19 protein-coding genes are annotated in these 17,377 nt (G+C 62.2%); 7 read left to right on the forward strand and 12 right to left on the reverse strand.

Features of this window, described 5'->3' with window-relative positions:
* Window positions 1–31 precede the first annotated feature (31 nt).
* From atpE to F7R11_RS01415, 8 genes are all read right to left on the reverse strand, one after another.
* Window positions 32–298, reverse strand: coding sequence for a F0F1 ATP synthase subunit C (gene atpE / locus F7R11_RS01380; protein WP_003262709.1), 267 nt, complete (start codon window positions 296–298; stop codon window positions 32–34).
* 83 nt (window positions 299–381) lie between these two features.
* Window positions 382–1,263: a F0F1 ATP synthase subunit A gene (atpB, locus tag F7R11_RS01385; RefSeq protein ID WP_021197160.1), complete on the reverse strand. Its 882-nt coding sequence runs from the start codon at window positions 1,261–1,263 to the stop codon at window positions 382–384.
* 224 nt (window positions 1,264–1,487) lie between these two features.
* On the reverse strand, window positions 1,488–1,916 hold the full coding sequence (locus tag F7R11_RS01390) for an ATP synthase subunit I (protein ID WP_374754729.1): 429 nt from the start codon (window positions 1,914–1,916) through the stop codon (window positions 1,488–1,490).
* A gap of 475 nt (window positions 1,917–2,391) precedes the next feature.
* The gene (locus F7R11_RS01395; RefSeq protein ID WP_064805726.1) at window positions 2,392–3,303 is read right to left on the reverse strand and encodes a ParB/RepB/Spo0J family partition protein; all 912 of its coding nucleotides are present in this window, start codon (window positions 3,301–3,303) and stop codon (window positions 2,392–2,394) included.
* A gap of 17 nt (window positions 3,304–3,320) precedes the next feature.
* Window positions 3,321–4,106 carry a ParA family protein gene (locus F7R11_RS01400; protein WP_064805728.1) on the reverse strand — a complete coding sequence of 262 codons (786 nt, stop codon included), beginning with the start codon at window positions 4,104–4,106 and terminating at the stop codon, window positions 3,321–3,323.
* A 21-nt stretch (window positions 4,107–4,127) separates the two neighbouring features.
* Window positions 4,128–4,796: a 16S rRNA (guanine(527)-N(7))-methyltransferase RsmG gene (rsmG, locus tag F7R11_RS01405; RefSeq protein WP_064805731.1), complete on the reverse strand. Its 669-nt coding sequence runs from the start codon at window positions 4,794–4,796 to the stop codon at window positions 4,128–4,130.
* Window positions 4,796–6,745, reverse strand: a complete 1,950-nt coding sequence (gene mnmG / locus F7R11_RS01410; protein WP_064805733.1) for a tRNA uridine-5-carboxymethylaminomethyl(34) synthesis enzyme MnmG — start codon at window positions 6,743–6,745, stop codon at window positions 4,796–4,798. The genes rsmG and mnmG overlap by 1 nt, the downstream gene beginning before the upstream one ends.
* Before the next feature lie 181 nt (window positions 6,746–6,926).
* Window positions 6,927–7,865 carry a LysR family transcriptional regulator gene (locus F7R11_RS01415; protein ID WP_064805735.1) on the reverse strand — a complete coding sequence of 313 codons (939 nt, stop codon included), beginning with the start codon at window positions 7,863–7,865 and terminating at the stop codon, window positions 6,927–6,929.
* A gap of 86 nt (window positions 7,866–7,951) precedes the next feature.
* Here F7R11_RS01415 and F7R11_RS01420 point away from each other — a divergent pair, with 86 nt between their 5' ends.
* On the forward strand, window positions 7,952–8,965 hold the full coding sequence (locus F7R11_RS01420; RefSeq protein WP_064805737.1) for an aldo/keto reductase: 1,014 nt from the start codon (window positions 7,952–7,954) through the stop codon (window positions 8,963–8,965).
* Window positions 8,966–9,031: 66 nt separating this feature from the next.
* On the opposite strand, the gene F7R11_RS01425 is transcribed toward F7R11_RS01420, so the two are convergent.
* Window positions 9,032–10,180, reverse strand: coding sequence for an ABC transporter substrate-binding protein (locus tag F7R11_RS01425; RefSeq protein WP_064805740.1), 1,149 nt, complete (start codon window positions 10,178–10,180; stop codon window positions 9,032–9,034).
* A 302-nt stretch (window positions 10,181–10,482) separates the two neighbouring features.
* Between F7R11_RS01425 and F7R11_RS01430 the strand changes: the two genes are divergently transcribed.
* Together F7R11_RS01430 and F7R11_RS01435 are read left to right on the forward strand one after the other, a co-directional pair.
* A complete protein-coding gene (locus F7R11_RS01430; RefSeq protein WP_064805742.1) occupies window positions 10,483–11,589 on the forward strand; it encodes a ParA family protein in 1,107 nt (368 codons plus the stop codon).
* Between the two features lie 4 nt (window positions 11,590–11,593).
* Window positions 11,594–12,280, forward strand: coding sequence for a RelA/SpoT domain-containing protein (locus tag F7R11_RS01435; RefSeq protein ID WP_104577689.1), 687 nt, complete (start codon window positions 11,594–11,596; stop codon window positions 12,278–12,280).
* Between the two features lie 58 nt (window positions 12,281–12,338).
* Here the strand turns inward: F7R11_RS01435 and F7R11_RS01440 are convergent, their stop codons facing one another.
* Window positions 12,339–12,974, reverse strand: coding sequence for a short chain dehydrogenase (locus F7R11_RS01440; RefSeq protein ID WP_279630099.1), 636 nt, complete (start codon window positions 12,972–12,974; stop codon window positions 12,339–12,341).
* A 77-nt stretch (window positions 12,975–13,051) separates the two neighbouring features.
* On the opposite strand from F7R11_RS01440, the gene crgA reads away from it, so the two are divergent.
* Genes crgA through F7R11_RS01455 form a run of 3 tightly spaced genes read left to right on the forward strand, consistent with a single transcriptional unit; the run spans window position 13,052 to window position 14,682 of the window.
* Window positions 13,052–13,963, forward strand: a complete 912-nt coding sequence (gene crgA, locus F7R11_RS01445) for a LysR family transcriptional regulator CrgA (RefSeq protein WP_064805746.1) — start codon at window positions 13,052–13,054, stop codon at window positions 13,961–13,963.
* Window positions 13,964–14,022: 59 nt separating this feature from the next.
* The gene (locus tag F7R11_RS01450; RefSeq protein ID WP_064805748.1) at window positions 14,023–14,448 is read left to right on the forward strand and encodes a DUF3995 domain-containing protein; all 426 of its coding nucleotides are present in this window, start codon (window positions 14,023–14,025) and stop codon (window positions 14,446–14,448) included.
* Window positions 14,449–14,466: 18 nt separating this feature from the next.
* A complete protein-coding gene (locus F7R11_RS01455) occupies window positions 14,467–14,682 on the forward strand; it encodes a DUF3820 family protein (protein WP_021197147.1) in 216 nt (71 codons plus the stop codon).
* A 7-nt stretch (window positions 14,683–14,689) separates the two neighbouring features.
* Here the strand turns inward: F7R11_RS01455 and F7R11_RS01460 are convergent, their stop codons facing one another.
* A complete protein-coding gene (locus F7R11_RS01460; protein WP_064805750.1) occupies window positions 14,690–15,598 on the reverse strand; it encodes a LysR family transcriptional regulator in 909 nt (302 codons plus the stop codon).
* 98 nt (window positions 15,599–15,696) lie between these two features.
* Here F7R11_RS01460 and F7R11_RS01465 point away from each other — a divergent pair, with 98 nt between their 5' ends.
* Window positions 15,697–16,653: an SDR family oxidoreductase gene (locus tag F7R11_RS01465; RefSeq protein WP_064805752.1), complete on the forward strand. Its 957-nt coding sequence runs from the start codon at window positions 15,697–15,699 to the stop codon at window positions 16,651–16,653.
* On the opposite strand, the gene F7R11_RS01470 is transcribed toward F7R11_RS01465, so the two are convergent.
* Entirely contained in the window at window positions 16,639–17,190 is a 552-nt protein-coding gene (locus F7R11_RS01470) for a phosphonate degradation HD-domain oxygenase (RefSeq protein ID WP_064805754.1), read from the reverse strand. The two genes, F7R11_RS01465 and F7R11_RS01470, sit on opposite strands and share 15 nt — an antisense overlap.
* Between the last annotated feature and the right edge of the window lie 187 nt (window positions 17,191–17,377).

The raw sequence follows: 17,377 nt of genomic DNA on the forward strand, positions 1-17,377 counted from the left end.
CCGCCTCCGGCATCATGCAGACCGAAAAGAATTACTTGATGACCGACAGCAGCGGGTTGGCGAACGCGAACAGCATGGCCACACCAACGCCGATCAGGAATGCCGCGTCGATCAGGCCAGCCAGCAGGAACATCTTGGTTTGCAGCGGGTTCATCAGCTCAGGCTGACGTGCGCAGGCTTCGATGTACTTGCCGCCCATCAGTGCGATGCCGAGGCAGGCGCCGATAGCACCCAGGCCGATGATGATGCCGATACCGATGGCGGTCAGACCTTGGATGTTGGCGAGAAATGCTTGCATGATGACTCCCTTTTACGTGAAAGACTAAGAACTTGAGAACTTGGAAAAATCAAACGGAACCGGAGAACCTGAACCGCAACTACTTAGTGGTGTTCATGTGCCTGGCCGATGTACACCAGCGTCAGCATCATGAAAATGAAGGCTTGCAGCAGCACGATCAGGATGTGGAAGATCGCCCACACTGCACCCGCCACCACGTGACCCACGAAACCCAGTGCCGACGTGTCAGCACCGAACGTCCAGACCGAGCCAAGCAGCGCGATCAACAGGAACACCAGCTCGCCTGCGTACATGTTGCCGAACAACCGCATGCCCAGCGACACAGCCTTGGCGAGGAATTCAATGATGTTGAGGACCAGGTTGAACGGCGCGAGGTACCACTTGGCGCCGAACGGAGCGGAGAGCAGCTCGTGCGCGAAGCCGCCCGCACCCTTGATCTTGAAGCTGTAGTAGATCATCAGGATCAGCACAGCGAACGACATGCCGAACGTGCCGTTCAGGTCAGCCGTGGCCACTGCGCGGTGGTGCGGCACGTGCAGGCCGAAGGTGCCCAGGAGATGATTGACGCCCGTCACCCAATCCACCGGGATCAAGTCGACCGCGTTCATCAGCGTGACCCAGACGAAAACCATCAGGGCCAGCGGAGCGATCCAGGAGCGATCGCCGTGGATGATGCCCTTGGCCTGGTCGTCGACCATCTCGACAACCAGCTCAACGAAGGCTTGAAAACGACCGGGAACGCCAGAGGTGACACGGCGCGCGGCCATGCCCAGGAAGATGATGCCGATCAGGCCCATCAACACGGACCAGAACATCGTGTCCCAGTTGATGACGGTGAAGTCGACGACGGACGCCTGCTTGCCACCGATGCTATTGAAATTCTGCAAATGCTCCGCGATATACGCGGAAGGCGTGAGAGCGTGCTCGGCGGCGTGGCCGGCGGCTTCTGCGACTTCAGTTGCCATGATGATTCAGTCCAATATTGCGAAACATTCTTCGTGATCCGTTCCAGCTCGCGCCCGATGCTCAACAGGTTTCCCTGGAGATCGCGGACTGCACGCGGCTTGAACGCGCCACCTTATTCTTGCGGAGTGTCAGCGCAATGAACCGGGGCCTCTCCTGCCGCCAGTTCCTGCGGTGTTCCGACACATCCCATGCGCCTGCCGCAATGCCGCAGGCTAGAGGTCCATCATCGCAATGCGAGACCGACCCAGTACATCTTGAGTGCCAGGATCAGGGTGATCAGCAAAGGCGGCCAGTGCAGCCCCTTGAACACCACCACCACGATCACCAGCAGTGCGACCGTGCCGAGCACCTTGATCGCTTCGCCCACCACCAGTCGGGCGATGGACTCGAACCCCTTGGCCGTCGACAGTCGCATCGCGAACCATGCCGAAGGCACCACGCACACACCGCCACCCAACAAGGCCGACAACGCAGCTTGGCCTGCCGACGCGGCGCCTGTGCCCGCAAACCAGCTACCCACATACCATCCGAGCGCACACAACAGTGTGATGGCCACCTGGCCGAGCACGATGGAGAAAGGCGTGATACGCGAAGCCCGCAGGGCCTGCTCGCCGAACATGGCAACCGCTTCGTCATGTGAGAGCACATGCATCGGCGGCTCCGCCTTCCCGGCATCGTCGTCCCAATCATCGTGCTTCGGATCCTGCGCCGACTCAGGTCGGGCGGCTTCCAACGAAGCGTAAGAATCGGGCCGTTGCCGGTCAGCTGGCTGCATGGAAGAATGCGCTTTCGTCATGCCGCACCGCTTTGGGTCAGGCGGATTTAAAACCGCACGATTTTACGGGACATGGCGTTCACCAGTCAACGCGCAAGCGAACGGTCGTGCAGGCGCCTTCGACAGCACTCGGAGCGGCTGCGTTCCACGCTCCCTACGCAATGATGTGCTGCTGCCAGGGCACCGAATCCGCCTGATGGAGCGGTGCCCCGGTGATTCCATGATGGTATTGCCCGCGCACAGCGTCGATGACGTGCGAGGTAATCGCACTGATTCGGTGCCGGCGGATGCCCGCAAATGACGCAGCGGCGCGGGTTACGCCAACTGCGTCAAACTGTCGCAGCAATACAACTCAGGCAGCCTCTTCGCCGCCGTCCGGACGCAGGCGCGCCAGCAAACCGTCAAACTCGTCGAGGCTGCTGAACTGCACGGTCAGCTGGCCACGGCCCTTGGCCGCCAGCTTGATCTGTACGCCCAAGCCCAGTTGGTCAGCCAGTTCTTCTTCCAGACGGGCGACATCTCGCCCCCCTTGATGTGCGCCCTTCTGCTTGAGCGACTTCAACTCGAACGGCTTGAGCGTCAACGCCACCAGCTTTTCCGTCTCGCGCACCGACAGGCGCTTGTTGACGATCTGGTTGGCCAACAGGATTTGTGTCGCACTGTCGACTGCTAGCAGCGCACGGGCGTGGCCCATGTCGATGTCGCCGGCCATCAACATCGTCTGCACAGGCTGGGCGAGATTCAACAGGCGCAATAGGTTTGATACCGCGCTGCGCGAGCGGCCCACCGATTCTGCCGCCTGCTCGTGCGTGAACTGGAATTCACGCACCAGGCGCGCAATGCCCTGCGCTTCTTCCAGCGGGTTGAGGTCTTCGCGCTGGATGTTCTCGATGAGCGCCATGGCGGCGGCCGATTCGTCCGGCACGTCCTTCACGAGCACCGGCACTTCGGTCAGACCGGCCAAGCGCGAGGCGCGGAAGCGGCGCTCGCCCGCGATGATTTCGTACTTGGGCTGCGGGCCGTCGGACGCGATCTTGCGCACCAGGATCGGCTGCATCAGGCCTTGCGCGCGAATGCTCGCGGCCAACTCCTGCAGCGCACCTTCGTCCATGCGCGTACGCGGTTGGTACTTGCCGGGCTGCATCTGCTCGAGCTTCAGCACCGTCGGCGCGCCCTCCTGCTTGGCGGTCTCGACAATCTCGGCGGGACTGCCCAGCAGCGCCTCGAGGCCGCGGCCCAGTCCCTTTTTCTTCATCGTGCTCATGTTGTCCTCTTACCGCATCAGGCCGGCGTGTCGGCCATCTGCCGCACGCGCGCGATCATCTCGGCGCCGAAATCCAGGTAGGCCTTGGCGCCCTTCGACGCAGGGTCGAACGCCACACCCGGCATGCCGTACGACGGCGCCTCGGCCAGGCGCACGTTGCGCGGGATCAGCGTCTTGAAGACCTTGTCGCCAAAGTGCGACTCGAGCTGCGCCGATACCTGCTGCTGCAGCGTCACACGCGGGTCGAACATCACACGCAACAGGCCGATCACCTTCAGATCACGGTTCAGGTTGGCGTGCACCTGCTTGATGGTGTTGACCAGATCCGACAGCCCTTCGAGCGCGAAGTACTCGCACTGCATCGGTACGACCACGCCGTGCGCGGCGCACAGGCCGTTGAGCGTAAGCAGCGACAGCGACGGCGGGCAATCGATCAGGACGAAGTCGTAGTCGGCATCGACCTCAGCCAATGCGAGCTTGAGGCGGTTTTCGCGATGCTCCAGGTCGACCAGTTCGACTTCAGCACCGGCCAAGTCACGGTTGGCGGGCAGCACATCGTAGCGGCCGGCTTCCGAGCGCTGGCGCGCCTGCGGAATCGTCGCCAAGCCGACGAGCACCTGATACACGCTGAATTCCAGCGTGTGCTTGTCGATGCCCGAGCCCATCGAGGCGTTGCCCTGCGGGTCCAAATCGACCAGCAGCACGCGCTGCCCTTGCGCGGCCAGGCCGGCGGCGAGGTTCACCGTGGTGGTGGTCTTGCCGACCCCACCCTTCTGGTTGGCGATCACGAAAATATTCGACATGACTCCTCTGCGGTGAATGACTCACGCCGACGGCGCAAGGATGACCAGATGACGCTCGGCCGGCAGCCCCGGCACGGTCAGGCGTTCGATGGCTTCGACGGTCCAGCCGGCGGGCAGGCGTTCGATTTCGGTGTCCGGGCGCACGCCCTTCATGGCGACCATGCGGCCGCCCGGCGCCAGCAGGTGGCCGGCGAGATTCACGAAATCGACCAGTTCAGCAAACGCGCGCGAGGTGATGACGCCGTAGCCGGTAGTGTCGGCCAGTTTTTCCACGTGGCCCCAGTGCGACTGGGCGTTGGTCAGGCCAAGCTCGGCACGGCACTGCGTCAGGAACGCGGTTTTCTTTTGCACGATGTCGACCATCGTGACACTCACATCCGGGTAGGCGATGGCCAGCGGAATGCCGGGCAAGCCGCCACCGGAGCCAACATCCAGCACGCGTGGTGCATCCGGCTGCGCGCGGCGCGCCAACTCAGCAATGCGCGACACGGCCGACAGCGAATCCAGCAAGTGATGCGTGAGCATCTCACCCGCGTCGCGGATGGCGGTCAGGTTGTAGACGCGGTTCCACTTGGCAAGCAGCCCTTGGTACGCCAGCAGGCGATCCACTTGAGCTTCGTCCAGTGACAAGCCCAGGGCGCGCGCGCCCGCCTCCAACTCCGATCGGGCGTCGGTCAATGCATTTGCCATCAAGCGGCCTCGCCTTCTGCGCCGGCGCGGGGGCCAACTTGGCCGCGCAGCACGCCCTTCTTCAGATGCACCAGCAACAGCGACACCGCCGCCGGCGTGATGCCGGAGATACGCGACGCCTGCCCGATGGTCTCGGGCTTGTGCTTGGCCAGCTTCTGCTGCACTTCGATCGACAGGCCGCGCACCTGCGAATAATCGAAATCCGCAGGCAGACGGGTGTTCTCGTTGGCGCCCAGGCGCTCCACTTCATCGGCCTGGCGGGCGATGTAGCCGTGGTACTTGATGCCGATCTCGACCTGCTCGCGGATCTGCTCGGCCAGCAGCGGATCTTCGGCAAACGGACCCTCGGGCGCGTACTTGCCGCCCTGCATGCCCATCAGCGATTCGTACGTCACGTTCGGGCGACGCAGCAGGTCGGCCAGCGAGTACTCGCGCTCAATACCTTTCCCCAGCACCGGCTCGGCGTCTTCCAGCGGGAGGATCGCCGGGTTCACCCAGGTCGACTTCAGGCGTTCTGTTTCACGTGAAACAGCGTCGCGCTTGCGGTTGAACGCATCCCAGCGGGCGTCGTCGACCACGCCCAGCGTGCGGCCGACTTCGGTCAGGCGCATGTCGGCGTTGTCTTCACGCAGGCTCAGGCGGAATTCGGCGCGGCTGGTGAACATGCGGTACGGCTCGGTCACGCCACGGGTGATGAGGTCGTCGACCAGCACGCCCAAGTAAGCCTGGTCACGGCGCGGCGTCCAGGCATCCTTGCCCTGCACTTGCAGGCCGGCGTTGATCCCGGCGAGCAGGCCTTGGGCGGCAGCTTCTTCGTAGCCGGTCGTGCCGTTGATCTGGCCGGCGAAGAACAGACCGGAAATCGCCTTCGATTCCAGCGAAGCCTTCAGCCCGCGCGGGTCGAAATAGTCGTATTCGATGGCATAACCCGGGCGCAGGATGTGCGCGTTTTCCAGGCCGCGCATCGAGTGGATCAGGTCCAGCTGCACATCGAACGGCAGGCTGGTCGACACGCCGTTCGGGTAAAACTCATTCGTCGTCAGCCCTTCCGGCTCCAGGAAAATCTGGTGGCTGTCCTTGCTGGCGAAGCGGTGGATCTTGTCTTCGATGCTCGGGCAGTAGCGCGGCCCTACCCCTTCGATCACGCCCGTGTACATCGGCGAGCGATCGAGGCCGGCGCGGATGATGTCGTGCGTGCGCTCGTTGGTGTGCGTGACCCAGCACGGTACTTGGCGTGGATGCATGTCCGCACGCCCCATGAACGAGAACACCGGCACCGGATCCAAATCGCCCGGCTGCTCTTCCAGCACCGAGAAATCGATGGTCCGGCCGTCGATCCGAGGTGGCGTACCGGTCTTCAAACGCCCTTGCGGCAGCTTCAATTCCTTCAGGCGCGCCGACAGCGACACCGCTGCCGGGTCGCCCGCACGGCCACCGGTGTAGTTGTTCAGGCCCACGTGGATCTTGCCGTCGAGGAACGTCCCCGCCGTCAGCACGACCGCACGTGCACGGAACTGCACGCCTACCTGCGTCACCGCGCCGACCACGCGATCGCCTTCCACCAACAGGTCTTCGACGGCCTGCTGGAACAGCATCAGGTTCGGCTGGTTCTCCAGGCGATGGCGGATGGCGGCCTTGTACAGCACACGGTCCGCTTGGGCGCGGGTCGCGCGCACGGCCGGCCCCTTGCTGGAGTTGAGGATGCGGAACTGGATCCCGCCCTCGTCCGTGGCAATGGCCATGGCACCGCCCAGCGCATCCACTTCCTTGACCAGATGGCCCTTGCCAATGCCCCCGATGGACGGGTTGCAGCTCATCTGCCCCAGCGTCTCGATGTTGTGCGTCAGCAGCAGGGTCTGGCAACCCATGCGCGCCGCCGCCAGGGCGGCCTCGGTGCCGGCGTGTCCGCCACCCACCACGATCACATCGAATTCAATTGGATACAGCATGGCTTCCTCCTCGCATGGAGGCATCAGAAATTTGGAGAAGCGGAATTATAAGTCGCGCAGCTACCCCGCTGTTCGACGATGCGGCAATCGAGACGAAATTCAGCCGCATTTCATGTTTCACGTGGAACATGCATCGCTTGTTTCGCGGCGTTTGTGTTTCACGTGAAACACATCATTCGGTTCAGTCACCGCCCTTGCTTTCCGACCGAGCGCGCAGGAAATCGATGAAGACCCGCAGCTTGCCCGGCATCTGTGGCGTGCGGGGGAAATAGAGATGAAAGCGATACATGGGCGGGCACCACGCCTCAAGCACCCGGGCCAGGTGCCCGGCCGCCACCTCCTCGGCGACGAGGTCTTCCAGCACGTGCGCCAAGCCAACGCCCTGCTTCGCCGCCCCGACCATCGCCAACACATCATTCGCGATAAAACCGCCGGCCACGTCGACCGACTGAATGGCGCCGCCCTGCTCGGGCTCGACAAACTCCCAGTCGTACAAGGTGCCGCTGCTTGGAAAGCGGTAGCGGATACAGCGATGTCCGCGCAGCGCGTCCGGTGTTTCGGGTGTGCCATACGCTTGCAGATACGCCGGGCTGCCCACCACCGCGACGCGCCGCGCCGGCCCGATCGGCACACCAACCATGTCGCGCTCGACACGCTCCCCAAAGCGGATACCGACGTCAAAGCGGTCTGCGACGATGGCCGACAAACCATCGTCCACCGACACCTCCAGCTCGATACGCGGATAACGCGAGAGGAAATCGCCAAGCACCGGTTGCAGCACCGCCTGGTACGCCACGCGTGAAGCCGTCACACGCAACGTGCCGCGCGGCTCCGTCGCACGCTCGCCCACTTCGGCCATCGCGCCGTACAGCGCATCGAGACTCGGTCGCGCGACGGCGAGCAAGGCCTCCCCCGCTTCGGTCGCGCTCACCTGCCGTGTCGTACGCGCCAGCAGCTGCGCGCCGAGCGCGGACTCCAGCCGCCGGATCGTCTGCGACAACGCAGAGGTGGAGACCTCCAGCGCCGCCGCTGCGTGCGTGAAACTCCCCGCCTCGGCCACGCGGCGCAATGCATCGAGCGCAGGCAGCAGGTCCGGATCGATTGTGAATTCTGTCTTCATAGTGCATCCGATTCTATCCACTTAATCGGCGCGATCACGCTGCCTAGACTGGCGACTCCTCTCCCTGATCTGACAAGGACATCGCCATGCAGACACGACAACTCGGTCAATCCGACCTGTACACCTCCCCACTCGGCTTCGGCACCTGGGCTTCGGGTGGTGGCAACTGGGAATACGGTTGGGGCGCACAGGACGACCGCGACTCCATTGCCGCGATCGCCGCTGCGGTGGACGCTGGCATCAACTGGATCGACACCGCTGCCGCCTACGGACTGGGCCACGCGGAAACCGTGGTCGGCCAGGCACTCAGCGAACTGCCGGCCAGCCGCCGGCCGTATGTGTTCACCAAGGGGTCTCTGCTCTGGGACGCGCAAGGGCGGATTTCGCATTCGCTCGATCCGGCGTCGCTCGCGCGCGAGATCGACGACAGCCTGCGTCGGTTGAACGTGGAAACGATCGACCTGTACCAGATCCACTGGCCGGCCTTTCCGCCGGGCGCGCCGGAGCAATCGATCGAAGCGGCCATCGCCGCCTTGGAACAGGCGCGCCGCGCGGGCAAGATCCGGCAGATCGGCGTGTCGAACTTCGATGCAGCGCAGATGGCGCGCGCGCAGTCTGTCGCGTCGATTGCCGCGCTGCAGCCGCCCTACTCGCTGCTGATGCGCGGCATCGAGGCATCCATCCTGCCCTACACGGCGGCGCACGGCATCGGCAACATCGTCTATTCGCCGCTGCAATCGGGGCTGCTGTCAGGTCGCATGACACGCGAGCGTATTGCCAGCCTGCCGGCCAACGACTGGCGCGCACAGCGCAGCCCCGAGTTTCAGGAGCCCAACCTGACACACAATCTGGCGCTGGTAGAAGTGCTGCGTGGCGTGGGCGCGCGGCATGGGCGGACACCCGCCGAAGTCGCCATCGCGTGGACGCTACGCAACCCGGTGGTGACCGGCGCCATCGTCGGGGTGCGACGACCAGATCAGCTCGATGGTCTGCTCGGCGCGGCGGACCTGAAGCTGACTGACGCGGATCTCGCCGAAATCCAGGCCGCACTGCCCGAGACGACGGCATCGCCAGTACCGCAAAGCCTGGTCAACGCGTGAGCGCCAAAAGCAAAACGCACGGCGCGGACCGTGCGTTTTGCGTGGGGCGATGAGGCTGCTACGTCGTCAGTTCTGCAGCTTCCACTTGCCGTCCTTGATCTCGACCATCACCCGCGAGCGCTGGTCCAGGCCCAGGTGATCCTTGGCGTTCATGTTCATCACGCCGTGCGAGATCGCCAGATTGGTCGTCGCCTCCATCGCATCCCGCAGCCCCTTGCGGAATGCCGGCGTACCCGGCTGCCCCTTCTTCAGCGCCTCGGGCATCGCGTTCGCCAGCAGCAGCCCCGCATCCCACATATGGCCGCCGAAGGTCGAGACCTGACCACCGTACGCTTTCTCGTACGCCGTCTTGTACGCCAGCGCCGGCTTCTTCACCGGGTTGCTGTCAGGCAGTTGCTCCGCCACCAGGATCGGCCCGGCCGGCAGGAACGTACCCTCGCAATCCTTGCCGCACACGCGGAGGAAGTCGGCATTCGCCACGCCGTGCGTCTGATACAGCTTGCCCTTGTAGCCGCGCTCCTTGAGCGCGCGCTCCGGCAGCGCGGCCGGCGTACCTGAGCCTGCGATCAGCACCGCATCCGGATTGGCCGACATGATCTTCAGCACCTGCCCCGTCACCGACGTATCGGTACGTGCAAAGCGCTCATTGGCCACGACCTTCAGCTTGCGCAGCCCCGCCACCTTGTCGAACTCCTGCGCCCACGAATCGCCATAGGCATCGGCAAAACCGATCAGCGCAACGGTCTTCACACCGTGGTTGGCCATGTGCTCGGCAATGGCGGTCGCCATGTGCGAATCGTTTTGCGGCGTCTTGAACACCCACGCGCGCTTGGCGTCCATCGGCTCGATGATGCGTGCGGAGGCGGCCAGCGTGATCATCGGCGTTTCGCTCTCGCCCACCACGTCCACCATTGCCAGCGAGTTGGGCGTGACGGTCGAGCCGATCACCAGATCGACCTTGTCTTCGGTGATGAGCTTGCGCGTGTTCTTGACGGCGGTGGTGGTGTCAGACGCATCGTCGAGGACGATGTACTCGATCTTCTTGCCCGCGATTTCCTTGGGCAGCAGCGCTACCGTGTTCTTTTCGGGAATCCCCAGCGAAGCCGCCGGTCCGGTGGCTGACACCGTGATCCCGACCTTGACCTGGGCGAATGCTGTACCCGCCAACAGTGCCATGGCAGCGAGTGCAATGCGGGTGGCGCGCGAAACCTTCATGCCGTCTCCTGAAGTGTGCGGGCGGGTTCTGTGCCCGCCCTTGATCTGGAACTCTGGGAATTCACCGACCGATGGGTCGGGGATGAAGGAGTCTAGAAGGAGTCACGCCGCGCGGGCAAGGGGGAGATACCCGTTATGCTACGCAATTACCGCCAGAGAGGGGTTTTCAATAAACCAGCAGTTGTTCAATGTCATACTAAGAAAACCAACATAACATTCCATACTGCCAAATTTGCCATAATGGTAGTAGGCGCGGACGATCTAACACTCAAGCCGCAATACAGCAACTGGACTCGTAAAACATGAAACTGCTTTCGGTTTTCAATAACAAAGGCGGCGTAGGAAAAACCACGCTCACGTTCCACCTTGCCCACGCTCTAAGTGAACTTGGTCACAAAGTCCTGCTGCTGGATGCAGATCCTCAATGTAATCTCACAATCTACTCAATCCCCGTCGAGAAGATACACAACATCTGGGAGGAAGAAGATGAGTGCATTGAGATTGGCATTGAGCAATTTCGAAAGAAAAAGAAAGCCAGCGAGCTCGATGCTCTGCACAACAAAACCCGATCGCTCCACTATCTCCTGCAGCCTACAATTGACGGCACCGGCGAGTTCGACAAACTCCCTCCCCCGCACAAAATTACCCCGAGCCTTCACCTTGTTCCAGGACGTCTCTCAATTCACGAATTTGAAGAAAAGGTCTCTACCCGCTGGAGTGACGCATATCGAGGTGATGCCCTTGCCATTCGGACGATCACAAAGATTCGAAACATTGCTGAAGAGTACGCGAAAAAGAGTAAGTACGATTACATAATCATTGATACTTCCCCGAGTCTGGGTGCACTAAACAAGATTATTATTTCAACAGTTGATGGTTTCTTTGTTCCCGCCGCCCCCGATATGTTTTCGCTATACGGAATTCGAAATATCGGAAACTCCTTACGGAAATGGCATGAAGAATTTGAAATCATCTATAAACTAATATCCAGCGATAAGCGAAAGCTTTTTCCGCAGAAATTCGTTCGCTTCCTTGGATATACAATCTATAACGCCAGAAAATATACCAAAGCAGGTTCAAAGTGGAATCTCGCACAGGCACATCTAAAATATGCACTCGAAATTCCCGCCGTTATCCATAGACACATCGGCGAGGACATCCGCCAGGATATTAGTGATGCACTTCTAGCCGAGCCAATTGGGGGCGAGTCAATTATGCACGGACACAACACCTTTGCGACCCTCGCGCAGCATTATCGAGTTCCCATGTGGAAGATTCCACTTGTAAAAGAGTTGGACAAAGACCATCAGAATACCATCAACGGTCAAAAGCCCGATATTATTGCAACAGAATCAAAATATCACTCATTCTCAGAATCCCTAATTGAGCGCATCAAGCTGATAGGGTGACAACGTGCCACTGACAGACCATTTCGATGACCAAGAAAATCGCGACTTGATCGCCTTGTACTCAAAGAAAAAGAGATTTTTTGAGTTATTTCTTCAATCTGTTCAAGCTGAATTTTCGTCTTGTGCAGATCTTAATACTGGAACCCCAACCATAATTCACTCTTTGCGAAGCCGTCTAAAAGATGAAGCTCATCTAGCGGACAAAATTCACCGCAAGCGATTGGATGGGCGAACCATCACACAAGAAAATCTGTTCTCGGAAATAACGGATCTTGCCGGCTTGCGTGTGCTGCATCTGCATCAAAGCCAATTCGAGCATATTCATAATTTCATATTGCAAAAAATAAAATCGAAGAACTGGCGCCTAGCTGAAAAGCCGATTGCGTACACCTGGGATCCAGAATCCGCCGATTATTTTAAAAGCTTCAAGATCAGGACCTCGCTAAAACCATCGTATTACACCAGCGTTCACTATCTTATTGCACCCGCCAATCACCAAGAGAATTTGGTTTGCGAGGTGCAGGTAAGAACGCTCTTTGAAGAGGCATGGGGCGAAATTGATCACTCTATCAATTACCCTCAAAGAACAAACAAACTGGCAAGCATCGAGCAGCTTCGCGTTCTTTCCAAACTTGTCTCGACGGGTTCGCGACTGGCGGATGCAATCTTCAAAGTGCACAACACGAATTAATAAAATAGACCAGAGCATTAACACTCCGGCAAGTCGCGATAGATTCTCGGTTGCTAGATCAACCCACCCGATACACCCGCCCGCTCTGTACGCCCTCAATGCTGCGCCGGTACGCCAGTGCTGCACGCGCCGCCGGCACCGGTTCGAAACCGGGAAAGAACGGGCCGTAGGCGCCCATCGATTCGGTCAGCACGGTCGGGCTGACCGCGTTGATGCGGATGCCGCGCGGCAACTCGCATGCGGCGGCACGCACGAAGCCCTCGACGGCCGAGTTCACCGCCGTCGCGTTGGCGCCCTGCGCAATCGGCTCCTGGCCGACGATGCCCGTGGTGAGCGTGATCGATCCACCATCGTTCAAGTAGTGCTGGCCGACCAGCGCCAGGCGCACCTGGCCGAGCAGCTTGTCCTGCAGGCCGATGTTGAAATCCGCCGCCGACATCTCGGTCAGCGGCCCGAAGAACAGATTGCCGGCGGTGGAGACGATGGCGTCCACGCGGCCGACTTTGTCGAACAGCGCGGCCACGCTGTCGGCGTTGGTGATGTCGACCTGGTGGTCACCCTGCGTACGGCCCACGCGGATGATTTCGTGCGACCCACCCTGCTCCAATTCGGCGACTACGGCGCGGCCTAAGGTACCGCTGGCGCCAATCACGACGATCTTCATGCTGTGCTCCTTCGCAAATCTGGTTGGAATAGCGCCTATTCTTCGCCGAACTCTGCATGCGATAAAGCCGTGGTAACTTCGGCCATTCCTAATCACCAGTTCGGAATATGGACAAGCTGCGCAGCATGGAAACCTTCATCGCCGTGGTGGAAGGCGGCAACTTCACCGAGGCGGCGGCGCGGCTAGAGATGTCGGCGGTGATGGTCGGCAAGTACGTGCAGGAGCTGGAGACGCGGCTCGGCGCACGCCTGCTCCAGCGCAGCACGCGCCGTCAGAGCCTGACCGATGCCGGCCGCGTGTTCTACGAAGACGCCAAGCGCGTGCTGGAGCAGGTACGCTGGGCAGAGACCTCCGTCGAGCGGCTACGCGCATCGCCCTCGGGCACGCTGCGCGTGAGCGCACCGACCACCTTCGGCGCCTGCGTCATCGCTCCGTTGGCTGCGACGTTCCAGCAAGCGCATCCGCAAGTGCGTGTGGAACTGAACCTGAGCAACAGCATGGTCGACCTCGTCGACGAAGGGTTCGACCTCGCCATCCGTATCGGCGCGCTAGGTGATGCCGACTTGGTGGCCAAACCGCTGTGCGTGTATCGCATGGTCATCTGCGCATCGCCGGATTACCTGGCGCGGCATGGGCGGCCTGAAACACCAGCGGACCTGCCACAGCATCGCTGCCTCTCGCATATGGTGTGGAACAACCGCAATGCGTGGCAGTTGCGCGGGTGGGAAGGCGACACGCCCTGGCGCGACGATCCGGCCTTCACGTGCAATGACGGCCACGGCCTGCGCATGGCGGCGATTGCGGGTGCCGGCCTGCTGCTGCAGCCGGAAGTGCTGGTGGCCGAGGACCTGGCGAACGGCAAGCTCGTGCGCGTGCTGCAGGCGTACGCGCCGGAGCCGCGGCCGATCCACATCGTGTATCGGCAGGATCGGCGGCCGTTGCCGAAGCTCTCCAGTTTTGTGGCGCATCTGCTGGAGCAGGTGGCAGCGCGTGTGCCGGCGCAGGGTGCGACACCGTAGCCGTCGCAGCAAGCGACATGGCTGACTACACTCGGGCCATCCCCCTCTGAGCCACCATCATGTTCCTCGCCCTCGTTGCTGGTCGTATCGCTTGCGCAGTGCTCGCCTTCCTCGGTTTGACGCATCTGTACTGGGCAGCCGGCGGCGTCGCCGGCAAACAGGCTGCACTGCCGTCGGTGGGTGGCGCACCGGTGTTCAAGCCGAGCGCGATTGGCACAGCATCGATCGCGGTGATCCTGCTTGCCATGGCGGCCTGGGTGGCTGCTGCGGCTGGCATCCTGGCCGCACCGGTTCCGCAAGGGGTACTGCGCGTTGGCGCCTTCGTGCTCGCCGCCATCTTTGTGCTGCGTGCGGTGGGGGACTTCCGCTATGTCGGCTTCTTCAAGCGGGTGCGCGGCAGTGTGTTTGCGCGGCGGGATACGTGGGGGTATTCGCCGTTGTGCGTGGTGTTGGCGGTGTTGATTGTCGCGGCCGCCTCACGCTGACACGGCACAATAGCGCCCATGCAACCCGAAGACCTCCAACGCCTCGTCACCACGCAAATGCCCTTCGGCAAATACAAGGGCCGGCTGATCGCCGATCTGCCGGGCCACTACCTGAACTGGTTCGCGCGCGAGGGCTTTCCACCGGGGCAGATCGGCCGCTTGCTGGCGCTGATGCAGGAGCTGGATCACAACGGCCTGAAAGGCCTGCTCGATCCGTTGCGCCAAGGCAGATAGCGACCGCTCAATTGCCGTTGATGTAGCGTTGCAGCCCCACTGCCAGCGCATCAAATACCGCGCGGCAACGCGGGCTGTCGCGCAGGTCTTCATGCATGGCGAGCCACGTGTCGAGCGTGATCGAAACCTCGTCAACAAACAGGCGCACGAGATCCGGATTGCGCTGCGCCAATCCCACTTGGCAGAAGCCGATACCGAAACCCGCGCGCAACGCGGCAATCGCTGCGAGATCGCTGTCGGTGCGCAGTGCGAAGCGGTTGCGTTGAATCCACGGTAGCTGCGCACGCACGCCGCGCAGGAAGGCGTTCTCCTTGTCGTAGCCGATCAACGTGTGCCCCGCGAGATCACCCAGCGTGGCAGGCACACCGCGCCGCTCCAGATAACACCGGTGCGCAAACGCCCCCAGCTCAATGCCACCAAGTTGCCGCGCAACCAGCACGCCCTGTGTCGGTGGCTGCATGCGCACGGCGATGTCGGCTTCGCGGCGCAGCAGGTCTTCCAGGCGGTTGGACGGCACCAGCTCGATCGTCAGTTCCGGGTACGCAGCGTGCAGATCGGCGAGGATCGGCGGCAGCACTTCCACCGCCACCACCTCGCTGGCGGTGATGCGCACGGTGCCGCGCACGCCCTCGCCCTGGCTGGATGCGGCGCGCAGCAAGGCGGCGCTGGTGGCCTCAAGCGATTCTGCGAAAGGACGTAAGGACAACGCCGCCTCCGTCGGGCTCAGCCCCTGCTGGGTACGGATGAATAGCGACAGGCCCAGCGCCTGTTCCAGCGCATCGACATGGCGCCCGGCCGTGGGCTGCGTCAGCCCCAGCGCGCGCGCCGCGCCTGATAGCGAACCCTCCCGCGCAACGGCGAGGAAGGTCCGATACAGCTCCCAGCCCGGCTCGGTGAATGCCCCTGATTCAATCATACAAATTCGTATAGCTGCACGCTCATCATCAACAATTCCATTGAAGCACAAGCGCGACCAGAATGCCTCCATCGCAACACTCACTCGGGAGCACGGTCATGGAACAAGCAAAGCGCATCGCATTGGTCTTAGGCGCCACCGGCGGCATTGGCGGCGAGGTAGCACGGCGTCTGGTGGCACGCGGCTGGCACGTGCGCGCACTGCAGCGCAATCCGGATGCGCTGGTGGATCGCAACACCGCCTTCGAGTGGGTGCGAGGTGATGCCATGGTGCGCGAGGACGTGGTCGGAGCCGCACAAGGCGCCGAGCTGATCATCCACGCCGTCAACCCGCCGGGCTACAAGAACTGGGCTGGCCAGGTGCTGCCGATGATCGACAACACCATCGCCGCGGCCCGCGCATCTGGCGCGCGCATTGTGCTGCCCGGCACGGTGTACAACTTTGCGCCCGACACCTTTCCCGTGCTGCGCGAGAACACCGTGCAGCAGCCGCTCACACGCAAGGGGAAGATTCGCGTGGAACTGGAGCGCCGCATGCAGGCCGCCAGCGCCAATGGCGTGTGCAGCCTGATCGTGCGCGCGGGCGACTTCTTCGGACCGCACACGGGCAACAACTGGTTTGCCGCCGCGCTGGTGCGGCCGGGCAAGGCTGTCGGCACCGTCACCGTCCCTAACGCACGCGGCGTCGGGCACCAATGGGCGTATCTGCCGGATGTGGCCGAAACGATGCTGCGCCTGGTCGAGCAAGGCGACCGCCTGCCCGCTTTCGCGGTCTATCACATGCGTGGCCACTGGGACGCCGACGGCACGCAGATGCCCCGCTCGATCGGTCACAGCGTTGGCCGCTCGGTGAAGACGCGCATCTTCCCGTGGTGGATTCTGCCGGTCCTGTCGCCGTTTTCAGAGACGATGCGCGAGATGCGCGAAATGCGTTATCTGTGGCAGCAACCGGTACGCATGGACAACGCCAAGCTCGTGCAAACGCTGGGCGCCGAGCCGCACACCCCGTGGGATGAGGCCGTGGGCACGACGCTGCGCAGCCTACGCTGCGTTTGAGACGCGCGCAGCCGTCGCCAGAAAGTGCGCGAGATCGGGCGTCGACTGGCCCGCCACCTTGGCGAGGTCGTCCCAGCGGCGCAGTTGCAGTGCGTCCGCCGCGTAGGGGCGCTGCATGAAGGCCTCAGCCTCTTCCGCGGAGAACACGCCACCCTGCAGCGCCAGGCTGCGCACGGAATCGGCCGACAGGCGCGCGTAGTAATGCGCGTCCATCGCGCACAGGCAACGCTTGGCATCCACGTGCAGGCGGATCGGCTCCAGCACCGCGTCAGGAAACGTCGCACGCAGGAACGGCAGCGCAAAGTACTGGTGCTGATCGTCGATGCCGTGCGCGGTGGGCGTATCACCCTGCAGGTTCAGCAGGTGGCCGAGGTCATGCAGCAGCGCAGCGGTAGTAAGCGCATCCGATGCCCCCGCCTGCTCCGCCAGCGCGGCGGTCTGCAGCGCGTGTTCAAGCTGGGTGACGGGCTCGCCGCTGTAGGCGATGTCACCGTGGCGGTCGAATAGCGTTTGGATGTCGTCGAGGCTCAGGGCCATGGTGCTGCTGCACAGATGAAGGCGGAACCTTGCAGCGTAGTGCGCGCATGCGTCAAACCGGTGACAGCGCCATCGGCGCGCGCGCCGGCATTAGCCCGCGTGATCCGTGCGATTAGAAAGATTGGTTGGGAATGCGCCAGGCGCGCCCTTATCTTCAGGGCCTCCCCACGGCCCACACATCGGAGCC

The organism is Ralstonia insidiosa, from assembly GCF_008801405.1.
Classification (GTDB): domain Bacteria; phylum Pseudomonadota; class Gammaproteobacteria; order Burkholderiales; family Burkholderiaceae; genus Ralstonia; species Ralstonia insidiosa.